A 14,122-nucleotide genomic window follows, 5' to 3' on the forward strand; every position below is an offset into this window, starting at 1 on the left:
TGAAAGCACGACCGGTACTGGGGCACTCTGCTGGCAACGCGGTTTTTCCAGGTGTGGAGAAGGTTGATGACCGATATCGATGTGCGCTTGCGTGAAGATGTTCATCTGTTGGGCGAATTGTTGGGGGACACCGTGCGCGAGCAGCACGGTGAGGCTTTCCTGCAGAAGATCGAGGCGATCCGCCACAGTGCCAAGGCCGATCGCAGTGGCGGCGAGGAGCAATTGAGCTCGACCCTTGCGGACCTGGCAGACGATGAGCTGTTGCCGGTCGCCCGGGCCTTCAACCAGTTCCTCAACCTGGCCAACATCGCCGAGCAGTACCAACTGATTCGCCGGCGCGACGAGGACCAGCCCGAGCCCTTCGAGGCCACGGTCCTGCCCGAACTGCTGGCCCGGCTCAAGGCCGCGGGTCACAGCGACGATGCCTTGGCCCGTCAACTCGGCAAGCTCAATATCGAGCTGGTGTTGACCGCCCACCCCACCGAAGTGGCCCGCCGTACCCTGATTCAGAAATACGACGCCATCGCCGCGCAACTGGCGGCCCAGGACCACCGCGACCTGACCGCCGCCGAGCGTGAGCAGGTGCGCGAACGCCTGCAACGGCTGATCGCCGAGGCCTGGCACACCGAGGAAATTCGCCGCACCCGGCCGACCCCGGTGGACGAAGCCAAGTGGGGCTTCGCGGTGATCGAGCACTCCCTTTGGCAGGCCATCCCCAGCCATATGCGCAAGGCCGACAAGGCCCTGCACGACGCCACCGGACTGCGTTTGCCACTGGAAGCGGCGCCGATTCGCTTCGCTTCGTGGATGGGCGGCGACCGTGATGGCAACCCCAATGTCACCGCCAGCGTGACCCGTGAAGTACTGTTGCTGGCGCGCTGGATGGCGGCGGACCTGTTCCTGCGTGACGTCCATTCGCTGGCCGCCGAGCTGTCGATGCAACAGGCCAGCCCGGCGTTGCGGGCCAAGGTCGGCGACTGCGCCGAGCCCTACCGCGCGGTGCTCAAGCCACTGCGCGAGCGCCTGCGGGAGACCCGCGCCTGGGCCCAGTCGGCACTGACCGCGCCGCAGGTTCCGGGGCCTCTGGTGTTGCAGGACAACCGCGAGCTGTTCGAGCCGCTGCACCTGTGTTTCGAGTCGCTGCACGAATGTGGCATGGGCGTGATCGCCGATGGTCCGTTGCTGGATTGCCTGCGCCGTGCGGTTACCTTCGGCCTGTTCCTGGTGCGCCTCGATGTGCGCCAGGACTCCAGCCGCCACGCCGCCGCCCTCAGCGAGATCACCGATTACCTGGGCCTGGGTCGCTACGCCGACTGGAATGAAGAAGCGCGCATCGACTTCCTCCAGCGCGAACTGAGCAGTCGCCGGCCGCTGTTGCCAGCGCACTTCAAACCGCAGGCGGACACCGCCGAGGTGCTCGCCACCTGCCGCGAGATCGCCAACGCTCCGGCGGCTTCGCTGGGTTCCTATGTCATTTCCATGGCCGGCGCCGCCTCCGATGTGCTGGCGGTGCAGTTGTTGCTCAAGGAAGCCGGGCTGCTGCGGCCGATGCGCGTGGTGCCGCTGTTCGAAACCCTGGCTGACCTCGATAACGCCGGTCCGGTTATGGAACGTCTGCTTGGCCTGCCGGGCTACCGCGCCGGGCTGCACGGCCCGCAGGAAGTGATGATCGGCTACTCCGATTCGGCCAAGGATGCCGGCACCACGGCGGCGGCCTGGGCGCAGTATCGGGCCCAGGAAACCCTGGTGCGAATATGCCGCGAGCAGGAAGTGGAATTGCTGTTGTTCCACGGCCGTGGTGGCACCGTTGGCCGTGGCGGCGGCCCGGCGCACGCGGCGATCCTGTCGCAGCCACCGGGGTCAGTGGCCGGGCGCTTCCGTACCACCGAGCAGGGCGAGATGATCCGCTTCAAGTTCGGCCTGCCGGACATTGCCGAACAAAACCTCAACCTCTATCTGGCTGCGGTGCTCGAAGCCACCTTGCTGCCACCGCCGCCGCCGCAACCGGCGTGGCGTGAGGTGATGGACCAACTGGCCGCCGACGGGGTCAAGACCTACCGCGGTGTTGTGCGAGAAAACCCCGATTTCGTCGAATACTTCCGCCAGTCCACCCCGGAGCAGGAACTCGGCCGCTTGCCGCTAGGCAGCCGTCCGGCCAAGCGCCGTGCCGGGGGAATCGAAAGCTTGCGGGCGATCCCGTGGATCTTCGGCTGGACCCAGACCCGGTTGATGCTCCCAGCCTGGCTCGGCTGGGAAGCGGCGCTGAACAATGCCCTGGCGCGTGGCCAAGGACCGTTGTTGCAGCAGATGCGTGAGGAGTGGCCATTCTTCCGCACGCGTATCGATATGCTGGAGATGGTCCTGGCCAAGGCGGACGCCGATATCGCCCGCTCCTACGACGAACGTCTGGTGCAACCGCAACTGCGACCTTTAGGTGCACATTTGCGCGACCTATTGTCGCAGGCGTGCCAGGTAGTACTGGGGCTGACCGGCCAGCCGGTGCTACTGGCGCACAGCCCGGCGACCCTGGAGTTCATCCGTCTGCGCAATACCTACCTCGATCCGCTGCACCTGCTCCAGGCCGAACTGCTGGCGCGCTCACGGGAGCGCGAAGCCGCTCTGGACAGCCCGTTGGAGCAGGCCCTGCTGGTGACAGTGGCGGGCATCGCGGCCGGTTTGCGCAACACCGGTTGAGTGTCGGACGAGCTATTGAGGGGTGTCAGATTACGCCCTTCAATAGGTAGGAATAAGGTGTAAGAAGCGTCGGTTGCGACGGGCGCAACCCGTGTAGACCGAGGCTTCTTGTCGCAGGTTTTTCCGACTTTCGACCGCTTGTATGGTCCGGGTGCGCTGTGTATCTTGGACAGCCTTTTGACCGATTTGCGGTCATCGCCCGATTTCCTGCGATTCGCCAGTCACGCGAATCCATTGATTTGCTTATAAAAAATGAGGAGCACGAGATGCGCGTAATTCTGCTGGGAGCTCCCGGAGCCGGTAAAGGTACTCAGGCAAAGTTCATCACCGAGAAGTTCGGTATTCCGCAGATTTCCACCGGCGACATGCTGCGTGCCGCGGTCAAGGCCGGCACCCCGCTGGGTCTGGAAGCCAAGGCGATCATGGACGCTGGCAAGCTGGTATCCGACGAACTGATCATCAACCTGGTCAAGGACCGCATCGCCCAGCCTGACTGCGTGAACGGTTTCCTGTTCGATGGTTTCCCGCGCACCATTCCTCAGGCAGAAGCCCTGGTGACTGCTGGCGTCGAGCTGGATGCCGTGATCGAGATCGCCGTCGAAGACGAAGAGATCGTCCAGCGCATCGCCGGTCGCCGTGTTCACGAAGGTTCCGGTCGCGTCTATCACATCGTCTACAACCCGCCGAAGGTTGAAGGCAAGGACGACGAAACCGGCGAGCCGCTGGTTCAGCGTAAAGACGACACCGAAGAAACCGTACGTCACCGTCTGTCCGTGTACCACGACCAGACCAAGCCTCTGGTGGACTTCTACCAGAAGCTGGCTGCCAGCAATGGCAAGCCGAAGTACAGCCACATCGAAGGCGTTGGCTCGGTAGAAGCCATCACCGCCAAGGTACTGGCAGCCCTGAGCTGATCCCGTCCCGATGTTTCGCCAACGGCCCGCTTGCGGGCCGTTGTTCGTTTCCGGCTGAAAGCTATAAGCTGCAAGCTGCAAGAAAGAGCGGGTATCGCGCAGGTCGGTTTGTTCTTGCAGCTTGCCACTTGAAGCTTGCAACTGCGTCTATAATGCGGCTCTTTTTTCTCTCGCCTGGAACCCCCAATGACCACCTTGCTGGCCCTGGATACCGCCACTGAAGCCTGCTCTGTCGCCTTGCTGCACGACGGCAAGATCACGAGCCACTACGAGGTGATTCCGCGCCTGCATGCGCAAAAGCTGCTGCCGATGATCCAGACCTTGCTGGCCGAAGCCGGGGTCGCCTTGTCGGCGGTGGATGCCATCGCCTTTGGCCGTGGCCCGGGCGCCTTCACCGGCGTGCGCATCGCCATCGGCGTGGTGCAGGGCCTGGCGTTCGCCCTGGAGCGTCCGGTGTTGCCGGTGTCGAACCTGGCGGTGCTGGCCCAGCGTGCGCTGCGCGAGCATGGCGTGACCCGCGTTGCCTCGGCCATCGATGCCCGAATGGACGAAGTCTATTGGGGCTGCTACGAGGAACAGGCAGGGGAAATGCGTTTGCAAGGACTCGAAGCAGTACTGCCGCCCGAGCAGGTCGCGTTGCCCCAAGGAGCGGGCGGTCAGTGGTTTGGCGCCGGTACGGGCTGGGGTTACAGTGAGCGTCTGGCGGTCAAGGTCGAGGCTCAGGATGCGAGCATGCTGCCCCACGCGCTGGACCTGCTGACCCTGGCGCAATTCGCCTGGCAGCGCGGCGAAAGCGTGCCTGCTGACCAAGCGCAGCCGGTGTACCTGCGGGACAAGGTCGCGACGCCTAAAGGCGCTTGATCGCCTCTGGTCGGTTATCGCCAAACGCCGTAAACCTTTTTAGTGATATGTGGTCCAGTTATCAGTCGGGCATTTGCGCAGGAGCTCTGGTGCCGCTAAATTGCCATCATTGTCCCTGAGTATATCGTCATGCGTATCGACGGCTTTTCCTCACAGTCTTATCCGCTCAAGCGCCCTCAGCGCAAAGGGCCGGTGCGTGTGGAAGAGTCGGAGGAAGAAGATCTTCCCGGCGAATTCGAAGTCCAGGCGCAGCCCGCCAGCACCGGCAATGCCAACCGCACTGCCGGCCTGCCGGCCCGTCCGCAGGACATGATCTTCCCCCGCGCCCGCAACCGCCGCACCAAGCACGCCCTGACCAGCTACATGACCACCGCTGGCTTCGTTGATTGGGAGATGGAAGTACTGGGGCTGGATCTGTACATTTGAGCGGATGAGCCTGTCATCCCTGCCTTATTTTCTCGGTTGTCCGTCCTGGAGCGAAAACGCCTGGCGCGACTACCTGTATCCCGCCGATGCCAAGAGCACTGATTTCCTCGCGTTGTACTGCCAGGTCTTCAATGCCGTCGAAGGCAACACCACCTTCTATGCCCGTCCCGCGCCCGCTACCATCCAGCGCTGGGCCCAGGTCATGCCCGAACACTTCCGGTTCACTGCCAAGTTTCCCGGCGACATCAGCCACAGCGGCGATCTGCACGGGCAACTCGACGCCGCGCGGGCCTTTGTCGAACTGCTCAGGCCGCTGGGCGCGCGGGTAGCGCCGTACTGGCTGCAACTGCCGGCGACCTTCAGCCCCGCACGGCTCGGCGAGCTGGTGCACTTCATCGACGAGATCGACGTGCCGATTGCTGTGGAAGTGCGCAACAGCGCCTTCTTCGCCAAGGGTGAGGACGAACGCCTGCTCAATCGCCTGCTGCTGGACCGTGGGGTCGAGCGCATCTGCCTGGATCCTCGTGCGCTGTTCAGTTGCACCTCGCAGGAGCCCAGCGTGCTGCACGCGCAATCGAAGAAGCCGCGGGTGCCGCCGCGACCGACCGCCTTCAGCCAGCACCCACAGGTGCGTTTCATTGGCCATCCTGAGCTGGAGGCCAACGAAAGCTTCCTTCTGCAATGGCTGGACAAGGTCGCCGCCTGGATCGAAGAGGGGCGCAGCCCCTACGTGTTTCTGCATACCGCTGACAACCGCCTGGCCGCAGCGCTGGCGCAACGTTTCCATCGCGGCCTGATGGAGCGCCTGCCCGGTCTGCCGGCTTTGCCTGAACCCGACCGGGGGCCGCAGGTCGAACAACTTGGCCTGCTGTGATTTCCTGTCGTCTGCCTGGGAGTTCCGACCATGGATGTGCAAACCCTGCGTGCCGAAGCGTTCAAAGCCCTGCATGAGCGCCCCGGCGCTTTCGTGATTCCCAATCCCTGGGATGCGGGCTCGGCGAAAATGCTCGCCAGCCTGGGCTTCGAGGCCCTGGCCACCACCAGTGCGGGACTGGCGTTTTCCCTGGGCCGGCCGGACGCCGAAGGCGCGCTCAGCCGTGAACAGACCCTCGACAACGCCTTGTCCATCGTCGATGCCACCGCCTTGCCGGTCGCGGCGGACCTGGAAAACGGTTTCAGCGACGAGCCTTCCGGCTGCGCCGAGACCATCCTGCAAGCGGCGCGTATCGGTCTGGTCGGCGGTTCCATCGAGGATGCAACCGGTCGTGAAGACGAGCCGATCTACAGCTTCCACCGCGCGGTGGAGCGGGTCGAGGCCGCCGTGGCCGCCGCCCGCAGCCTGGATTTCCCGTTCATGCTCTGCGCCCGTGCGGAAAACCTCCTGCACGGCCGTCATGATCTGGACGACACCATCGCCCGCCTGCAAGCCTTCGCCGAAGCCGGCGCGGACGTGCTCTATGCGCCCGGGCTGCGTAGCGCCGAGGATATCCGCCGGGTGGTGCAGGCAGTGGCGCCAAAGCCGGTAAACCTGCTGATGGGGCTGAGCGGGATGACCCTGAGCTTCGATGACGTGCAGGCGCTGGGCGTGAAGCGCATCAGTGTCGGCTCGTCGCTGGCCCGCGCCGCTTACGGTGCGTTCTTCGATGCGGCGAAGCGCATTCGCGGTGACGGGCGTTTCGACTACGCCGAGCAGGCGCTGCCGTTCGATCAGTTGAACCAGATGTTCCGGCGCTGACCGCCGTGCGCTACGGCGGGCTGGTGCTGCTGGCGGTACTGGGTGCTGCGGCGTTGTACGGCTGGAAGCAGGGCTGGCGCCTGCCGGACGAATGGAACCCGTGGGCGCCGCTGGATATGCGCTCGCCGCCGAACCTGCTGACCTCGTGGAAGCTCGGACGGTTGCGCGATGATCCCCAGCGCTGCGCCGAGACACTGGCCACCTCCGGCCTGGGCTACACCGTGCAGGCCGACAGCCCTGCGAGTGCGACCTGTCCGCTGAGCAATGTGGTGCGGGTCCAGGACGCGCCGGTGCGGCTGAGCAGCAGCTTTCTCGCCACCTGCCCGGTGGCGGTGGCCTTCGCCCTGTTCGAGCGCCACGGCCTGCAACCGGCGGCGCAACGGGTCTTCGGCCAGCCAGTGGTGCAGGTGGATCACCTGGGTAGCTACGCCTGCCGCAATATGTACAACCGCGCCGAAGGCCGGCGCAGCCAGCACGCCAGCGCCAACGCTCTGGATATCGCCGGCTTTCGCCTGAAAGACGGCCAGCGCATCGAGCTGCAAAAGGACTGGAACGGGGAGGGGCCCAAGGCGCAATTTCTGCGTCAGGTCCACGCGGGTGCCTGCGAGAGCTTCAATACGGTGTTGGGGCCAGACTACAACGCGGCCCATCACAACCACTTTCACTTGGATATGGGTGGCTGGCAGATCTGCCGTTAGGCGGCGATGCGCACGTTGTTCAGCACCACCGGACGCGCCCATTGCAGGTCGAATTCCAGATCGTGCTGCTGCTTGGCCAGGGTGATTTCGTCGAACGGTTCCGGGGCCGGATCCAGCAGATTGCGTTCCAGCTCGGCGATCGGCAGGTGCAGCGGGTACGACGACGGCGCCGGGCCTGGCTCCGGGTGTGGATGCCCCTGATGCATGACGACCGGGCGCACCCAACTGCTGGTGGTGTCCAGTTGGCGCTGTTGTTCGATCAGTTCGGCGGCGCTGAACGGTGGCGCGGGCTTGTCCAGCAGGTCCAGCTCGAACTCGGCGATCGGCAGGAACAGCGGCTCTGGCGGGGTGATTTCGGTGTCTTGCACGTTGCACAGGCGCTGGCTGTGGATCTGCGCCAGGGTCTGGCTGCCGGTGATGGGTTCGCCAGTTTCGACATTCACTTCCTCGACCGGCAGCGGCGCCTGCACCACACCTTCTTCCTGCTGCGCGGCCAGGGCGCGGGCGAAGAAGTCCGACCACAGGTGGCTGACGCCGCCGAGGGTCTGGGTGTTGTGCCGGGCATAGTCACCAACGGGTGAAATGTAGCCGGAAGGAAGTTGAACAATCTCTGACATGGTCGTCGAAGAGCTCTGGCAAAATAGCGCGTACTTTTTTTATCGGCAGTCGTCGCCGATCTTTAACTTTTTTTCAGCAGGAAGGTGAGCGTGGAGCAGCGGTTGGAAGGCGGGATCCGGGTCGAGGCTCTGGCCGCGGACTATCAGGCGCGGGCCGAGCAGTGGGCGGCGCGGCTGGGCTTGCCGCTGCAGGATGACGACGCCGCGTTCGCCGTGCAGGTCGGGCCTGACGGGCTGCAGATCCAGCAACTCGGTCCGCAAGCGCCGGGGCCGGTGCGGGTGGACTTCGTTGAGGGCGCCGCGGCGCATCGACGGGTTTATGGTGGCGGCAGTGGGCAGATGATCGCCAAGGCGGTGGGTATCGCCCAAGGCGTGCGGCCGCAGGTGCTGGATGCCACGGCGGGGCTGGGCAAGGATGCTTTCGTACTCGCCAGCCTCGGCTGCCAGATGCAGTTGATCGAGCGTCAGCCGCTGGTGGCGGCGCTGCTGGAAGATGGCCTGGCCCGCGCTGCGGGGAATGCTGAAGTGGGCGCGATCGTCGCCCGGATGAACCTGCTGCACGGCAACGCCATCGAGCGCATGCGTGACTGGCAGGGTGAGGCGCCGCAGGTGATCTACCTCGACCCGATGTTCCCGCATCGCGACAAGAGCGCCTTGGTGAAAAAGGAAATGCGCGTATTCCGCCCGCTGGTGGGCGACGACCTCGACGCACCCGCGCTGCTCGAAGCAGCTCTGGCGCTGGCCACTCACCGGGTGGTGGTCAAGCGCCCGCGCAAGGCGCCGATCATCGACGGACCGAAGCCGAGCCATAGCCTTGAGGGGAAATCCAGCCGGTATGACATTTATCCGAAGAAGGCGCTGAAGCCTTAGCGTTTCTCAGGGGCCGGTCGCTGGTGCGAGACGAACGTTGTGGGGGGAGGGCACTGTGTGCGGCTTGTCGGGCCCCGAACCGCAGCGATTGGGGCCGATCAGCTAGCTTTTCCATCAGTGCTGGCCTCATCGCCGGCAAGACCGGCTCCCACAGTGACAGCGTGCACATAACACTGTGGGAGCCGGCTTGCCGGCGATGAGGCCCTCGATTTTCACACCCGATAAGCCCGCAAAAACAGTTCCACCACCTCTCGCACATGGGCCTCGGCGTCTTCGGCCTCCAACGGCCCGCCGCACCCCAGCAGCAACCTGAAGTTCGCCCCACCCTTGAGCAGGCAGAAGAAATGCTCGGCTGCCGTAGAGGGATTGGCCACCCGCAGTATTCCCCGCTCATCCGCCAGGCGCAGCAACGCCTCGGTCTCGCGCAGCACCCGTAACGGTCCCGCCTCGAAGAAAATCTGCCCGAGTTTCGGATCCTGCGGGCCCTGGGCAATGATCAGGCGATGCAGCTTCACCGAGTGATCGCTATTGATCAGCACCTGAAACCCGCGCCCGATCTTCAGCAGCACCTGCTCCAGCGGTACGCCTTCGGGCAGTTCGAAGATCAAACCGGGCAATTGCGCCTGGCAGGTGGCGACGATCGCCTCGGTGAACAGCGTTTCCTTGTCGTTGAAGTGGCTGTAGACCGTGAGTTTCGACACACCCGCCGCTGCCGCGACCGCATCCATGCTGGTGCTGGCATAGCCATTGGTGAGGAACAGCGTCTTGGCGGCCTCGAGAATGGCCTGGCGCTTGGCCAGGTCCTTGGGCCGGCCGGGGCCGGTGGACACTGCGGAATCGTTGGGCATTGGCTCGTATTTACAGGCTTGAAAGAGCGCAATGGTACACCCGGACACAACGGCTACAAGGATCGGCGTTCAGTCGGCAGGCCATTGCCTGCCGGGAGACGCGGGATTCCGACGGTCGGTGACGGCTGTGCTGCAATCCCGGACCAAGCCAACTGCGAAACAGACGATCCAGGTCTAAATGCCAGCTTCCCGCACGCAATACGCTGATTTAATATACCCGCCAGTATAAATATTCGAAGCACCCTTCGCGAAAGGTCATTTCCCATGTTGCGCCATGCCTTGCCCGTCGCTTTGCCCGCTCTTCTTATCGCGCTGTTGTCCGCTTGCGGGCAGGAAAGCACGCCGCCCACCGTCATCCGTCCCGCCATGGTGGTGCAGCCGCAGCCGGCATCGGCGGCGGTGGACAGCTACCCCGGCGAGGTGCGCGCGCGCTTCGAGCCGGAGCTGGCTTTCCGCATTGGCGGCAAGGTGAGCAAGCGGCTGGTGGAGGAGGGGCAACGGGTCAAGGCCGATCAGCCGCTGGCCGAGCTGGACCCGCAGGACGTGCGCTTGCAACTGGAAGCGACCCGCGCGCAGATGGCCGCCGCCGAGGCCAACCTGAATCTGGTGCAGGCCGAGCGCGACCGCTACAAGACGCTGCTGGACCGGCAGATGGTCAGCCATTCGCAATACGACAACGCGGAAAACCTCTATCGCTCGGGCCTGGCCCGGGTCAAGCAGATGCGCGCCGAGTTCGACGTGGCGGGCAACCAGGCCGGGTATTCGGTGCTGCGCGCGACTCAGGACGGCGTGGTCGCCAAGCGTCAGGTGGAAGTCGGCCAGGTGGTCGCCGCCGGTCAGACTGTGTTCACCGTGGCTGCCGACGGTGAGCGCGAGGTGCTGATCAGTCTGCCGGAGCAGAACTTCGGTCGCTTCGCGGTGGGCCAGCCGGTCGCCGTGGAGCTGTGGTCGCAACCCGGCCAGCGCTTCGAGGGTCGTATCCGCGAGCTGTCGCCTGCCGCCGACCCGCGCTCGCGCACCTTCGCCGCGCGCATTGCCTTCAACACCGGCAAGGTGCCGGCCGAGCTGGGCCAGAGCGCCCGGGTCTTTATCCAGCACGCCGAGCAGATCCCGCTGGCGGTGCCGCTGTCGGCGCTGAGCGCGGAGAACGGTCAGACCTACGTCTGGCGTGTCGATGCCAACAACACCCTGAAACGCACCCCGGTACGGGTCGGCGCCTATGGTCAGGACAGCGTGCCGGTGCTGGAAGGCCTGAGCGCGTCCGACTGGGTGGTCGCCGCTGGCGGTCATGTGCTGCACGAGGGGCAGGAAGTACGGCCGGTGGACCGGTCCAATCGCGTGGTGAATCTGGCGGCCAAGGAGTAAGTCCCGATGGGTTTCAACCTCTCCGCCTGGGCCTTGCGCAACCGGCAGATCGTGCTGTTCCTGATGCTCCTGCTGGCTATCGTCGGGGCGTTGTCCTACACCAAATTGGGTCAGAGTGAAGACCCGCCGTTCACCTTCAAGGCCATGGTCATCCGCACCTTGTGGCCGGGCGCCAGCGCCGAGGAAGTCTCGCGCCAGGTCACCGAGCGCATTGAAAAGAAGCTGATGGAGACTGGCGAGTACGAAAAGATCGTGTCGTTCTCGCGGCCCGGAGAGTCGCAGGTCACCTTCATGGCCCGCGACTCAATGCATTCGGCGCAGATTCCCGAGCTGTGGTACCAGATCCGCAAGAAGATCGCGGACATCCGCCACACCCTGCCGCCGGGTATCCAGGGGCCGTTCTTCAACGACGAGTTCGGCACCACCTTCGGCAACATCTACGCCCTGACCGGCGATGGTTTCGACTACGGCGTGCTCAAGGACTACGCCGACCGTGTGCAGATTCAACTGCAGCGGGTCAAGGACGTCGGCAAGGTCGAACTGGTCGGCCTGCAGGACGAAAAAATCTGGATCGAGCTGTCAAACACCAAGCTGTCCACCCTCGGCCTGCCGCTGGAGGCGGTGCAGAAAGCGCTGGAAGAACAGAACGCGGTGAGCACTGCGGGCTTCTTCGAAACGCCGACCGAGCGCCTGCAATTGCGTGTGACCGGACGCTTCGACAGCGTCGAGCAAATCGAGCAGTTTCCGATTCGCGTGGGCGAGCGCACCTTCCGCATCGGCGACGTCGCCCAGGTGCACCGCGGCTTCAACGACCCGCCCGCACCGCGCATGCGTTTCATGGGCGAGGACGCCATCGGCCTGGCCGTTTCGATGAAGGCGGGCGGCGACATTCTGGTGCTCGGCAAGGCGCTGGAAGTCGAGTTCGCCCGCATCGCCAACAACCTGCCGGCGGGCATGGAACTGCGCAAGGTCTCCGACCAGCCTGCGGCGGTGAAGACCGGCGTCGGCGAGTTTGTCCGCGTGCTGGTGGAAGCATTGGCGATCGTGTTGCTGGTGAGCTTCTTCTCCCTCGGCATGCGCACCGGCCTGGTGGTGGCGCTGGCGATTCCGCTGGTGCTGGCGATGACCTTCGCTGCGATGTATTACCTCGGCATCGGCCTGCACAAGATTTCCCTCGGCGCGCTGGTGCTGGCGCTGGGGCTGCTGGTGGACGATGCGATCATTGCCGTGGAGATGATGGCGATCAAGATGGAACAGGGCTTCGACCGCTTCAAGGCGGCGAGCTATGCCTGGACCAGCACCGCCTTCCCGATGCTCACCGGTACGTTGATTACTGCGGCGGGCTTCCTGCCCATCGCTACCGCGCAATCCGGCACCGGCGAATACACCCGCTCGATCTTCCAGGTGGTGACCATCGCCCTGCTGGCTTCGTGGGTAGCGGCGGTGGTGTTCGTACCGTATCTGGGCGAGCGCCTGTTACCGGACCTGGCGAAACTGCACCGGGAAAAACACGGTACGGGCGAGGGCGAGACGGACCCTTATGGCACGCCGTTCTACCAGCGCGTGCGCCGCGTGGTGAGCTGGTGCGTGGCCCGGCGCAAGACGGTGATCGTGCTGACCATCGCCCTGTTCGTCGGCAGTGTGATGAGCTTCCGCTTCGTCGAGCAGCAGTTCTTCCCGGCCTCCGGTCGTCTGGAACTGATGGTGGACCTGAAGCTGGCGGAAGGTGCGTCGCTGGCCAACACCGCCGAGCAGGTCAAGCGCGTGGAGGCGTTGCTCAAGGCGCGGCCGGGCATCGATAACTACGTGGCGTACGTTGGCACCGGTTCGCCGCGCTTCTACCTGCCGCTCGACCAGCAGTTGCCGGCGGCCAGCTTTGCTCAGTTCGTGGTGCTCGCGAAAACCATCGAAGACCGCGAAGCGCTGCGCACCTGGCTGATCGAAACCCTCAATGAGCAATTCCCCGACCTGCGTTCGCGGGTGACCCGCCTGGAAAACGGCCCGCCTGTGGGCTATCCGGTGCAGTTCCGGGTGACCGGCGAGCATATCGAGCAGGTCCGCGCGCTGGCGCGCAAGGTAGCGGCCAAGGTGCGCGAGAACCCGCACGTGGCCAACGTCCACCTGGACTGGGAGGAGCCGAGTAAGGTGGTCTACCTCAACATCGATCAGGACCGCGCGCGTGCGCTTGGCGTGAGCACGGCGAACCTGTCGAGGTTCCTGCAAAGTTCGCTGACCGGTAGCAGCGTCAGCCAGTACCGCGAAGACAACGAGCTGATCGAAATCCTGCTGCGTGGCACCCAGGAAGAACGTACCCAGCTGGCTCATCTGTCGAGCCTGTCGGTGCCCACCGACAATGGCCGCAGCGTGGCCCTGGCGCAGGTGGCGACCCTGGAATACGGCTTCGAGGAAGGCATCATCTGGCACCGCAACCGCCTGCCGAGCGTGACTGTTCGTGCCGACATCTACGGCAAGGATCAGCCGGCGACCCTGGTCAAGCAGATCCTGCCGACCCTGGAGTCGGTGCGGGCCGAACTGCCGGATGGCTACTTGCTTGATGTCGGCGGCACGGTCGAGGACTCGGCGCGTGGGCAGAACTCGGTGAACGCCGGCGTGCCGCTGTTCGTGGTGGTGGTACTGACCCTGTTGATGCTGCAACTGCGCAGCTTCTCGCGGATGGCGATGGTGTTCCTCACCGCGCCGCTGGGGCTGATTGGTGTGGTGCTGTTCCTGATGGTGTTCCGCCAGCCGTTCGGCTTTGTCGCCATGCTCGGGACCATCGCCTTGTCGGGGATGATCATGCGCAACTCGGTGATCCTGGTGGATCAGATCGAGCAGGACATCGCGGCGGGGCTGGGTCGCTGGCAGGCAATCATCGAGGCGACGGTGCGCCGCTTCCGGCCGATCGTACTGACCGCCCTGGCGGCGGTGCTGGCGATGATTCCGCTGTCACGGAGTGTGTTCTTCGGACCGATGGCGGTGGCGATCATGGGCGGGCTGATCGTGGCGACGGCGTTGACCTTGTTGTTCCTGCCGGCGCTGTATGCGGCGTGGTTCAGGGTCAAGCGAGAGGAATAAACCCGAGGGTGCTGGCTGG

12 protein-coding genes are annotated in these 14,122 nt (G+C 64.6%); 10 read left to right on the forward strand and 2 right to left on the reverse strand.

The window, feature by feature from the left end; translation table 11 throughout:
* Positions 1-66: 66 nt before the first annotated feature.
* The 7 genes from ppc (at position 67) to DM374_RS01445 (ending at position 7,328) form a co-directional block, all read left to right on the forward strand.
* Positions 67-2,694 (forward strand): phosphoenolpyruvate carboxylase, encoded by a 2,628-nt coding sequence (gene ppc, locus DM374_RS01415; RefSeq protein ID WP_110968248.1) that lies wholly within the window; start codon positions 67-69, stop codon positions 2,692-2,694.
* 266 nt (positions 2,695-2,960) lie between these two features.
* Positions 2,961-3,608: an adenylate kinase gene (gene adk / locus DM374_RS01420; protein ID WP_095154127.1), complete on the forward strand. Its 648-nt coding sequence runs from the start codon at positions 2,961-2,963 to the stop codon at positions 3,606-3,608.
* Positions 3,609-3,794: 186 nt separating this feature from the next.
* The gene (tsaB, locus tag DM374_RS01425) at positions 3,795-4,469 is read left to right on the forward strand and encodes a tRNA (adenosine(37)-N6)-threonylcarbamoyltransferase complex dimerization subunit type 1 TsaB (protein ID WP_110968249.1); all 675 of its coding nucleotides are present in this window, start codon (positions 3,795-3,797) and stop codon (positions 4,467-4,469) included.
* 129 nt (positions 4,470-4,598) lie between these two features.
* Positions 4,599-4,895 (forward strand): hypothetical protein, encoded by a 297-nt coding sequence (locus DM374_RS01430; protein ID WP_110968250.1) that lies wholly within the window; start codon positions 4,599-4,601, stop codon positions 4,893-4,895.
* Positions 4,896-4,899: 4 nt separating this feature from the next.
* On the forward strand, positions 4,900-5,769 hold the full coding sequence (locus tag DM374_RS01435) for a DUF72 domain-containing protein (RefSeq protein WP_110968251.1): 870 nt from the start codon (positions 4,900-4,902) through the stop codon (positions 5,767-5,769).
* A 30-nt stretch (positions 5,770-5,799) separates the two neighbouring features.
* Positions 5,800-6,630 (forward strand): isocitrate lyase/PEP mutase family protein, encoded by an 831-nt coding sequence (locus DM374_RS01440; protein WP_110968252.1) that lies wholly within the window; start codon positions 5,800-5,802, stop codon positions 6,628-6,630.
* A gap of 5 nt (positions 6,631-6,635) precedes the next feature.
* A complete protein-coding gene (locus DM374_RS01445; protein WP_404821270.1) occupies positions 6,636-7,328 on the forward strand; it encodes an extensin-like domain-containing protein in 693 nt (230 codons plus the stop codon).
* Here DM374_RS01445 and DM374_RS01450 read toward each other — a convergent pair.
* Positions 7,325-7,945 (reverse strand): energy transducer TonB, encoded by a 621-nt coding sequence (locus tag DM374_RS01450; protein ID WP_110968253.1) that lies wholly within the window; start codon positions 7,943-7,945, stop codon positions 7,325-7,327. The two genes, DM374_RS01445 and DM374_RS01450, sit on opposite strands and share 4 nt — an antisense overlap.
* Before the next feature lie 90 nt (positions 7,946-8,035).
* On the opposite strand from DM374_RS01450, the gene DM374_RS01455 reads away from it, so the two are divergent.
* A complete protein-coding gene (locus tag DM374_RS01455) occupies positions 8,036-8,815 on the forward strand; it encodes a class I SAM-dependent methyltransferase (protein WP_110968254.1) in 780 nt (259 codons plus the stop codon).
* Between the two features lie 212 nt (positions 8,816-9,027).
* Here the strand turns inward: DM374_RS01455 and DM374_RS01460 are convergent, their stop codons facing one another.
* On the reverse strand, positions 9,028-9,663 hold the full coding sequence (locus tag DM374_RS01460; protein WP_110968255.1) for a TetR/AcrR family transcriptional regulator: 636 nt from the start codon (positions 9,661-9,663) through the stop codon (positions 9,028-9,030).
* 264 nt (positions 9,664-9,927) lie between these two features.
* On the opposite strand from DM374_RS01460, the gene DM374_RS01465 reads away from it, so the two are divergent.
* Together DM374_RS01465 and DM374_RS01470 are read left to right on the forward strand one after the other, a co-directional pair.
* Positions 9,928-11,028, forward strand: a complete 1,101-nt coding sequence (locus tag DM374_RS01465; RefSeq protein WP_110968256.1) for an efflux RND transporter periplasmic adaptor subunit — start codon at positions 9,928-9,930, stop codon at positions 11,026-11,028.
* Positions 11,029-11,034: 6 nt separating this feature from the next.
* Positions 11,035-14,103, forward strand: a complete 3,069-nt coding sequence (locus DM374_RS01470) for an efflux RND transporter permease subunit (protein ID WP_110968257.1) — start codon at positions 11,035-11,037, stop codon at positions 14,101-14,103.
* Positions 14,104-14,122 lie beyond the last annotated feature (19 nt).

This window comes from Pseudomonas huaxiensis, from assembly GCF_003231275.1.
Classification (GTDB): domain Bacteria; phylum Pseudomonadota; class Gammaproteobacteria; order Pseudomonadales; family Pseudomonadaceae; genus Aquipseudomonas; species Aquipseudomonas huaxiensis.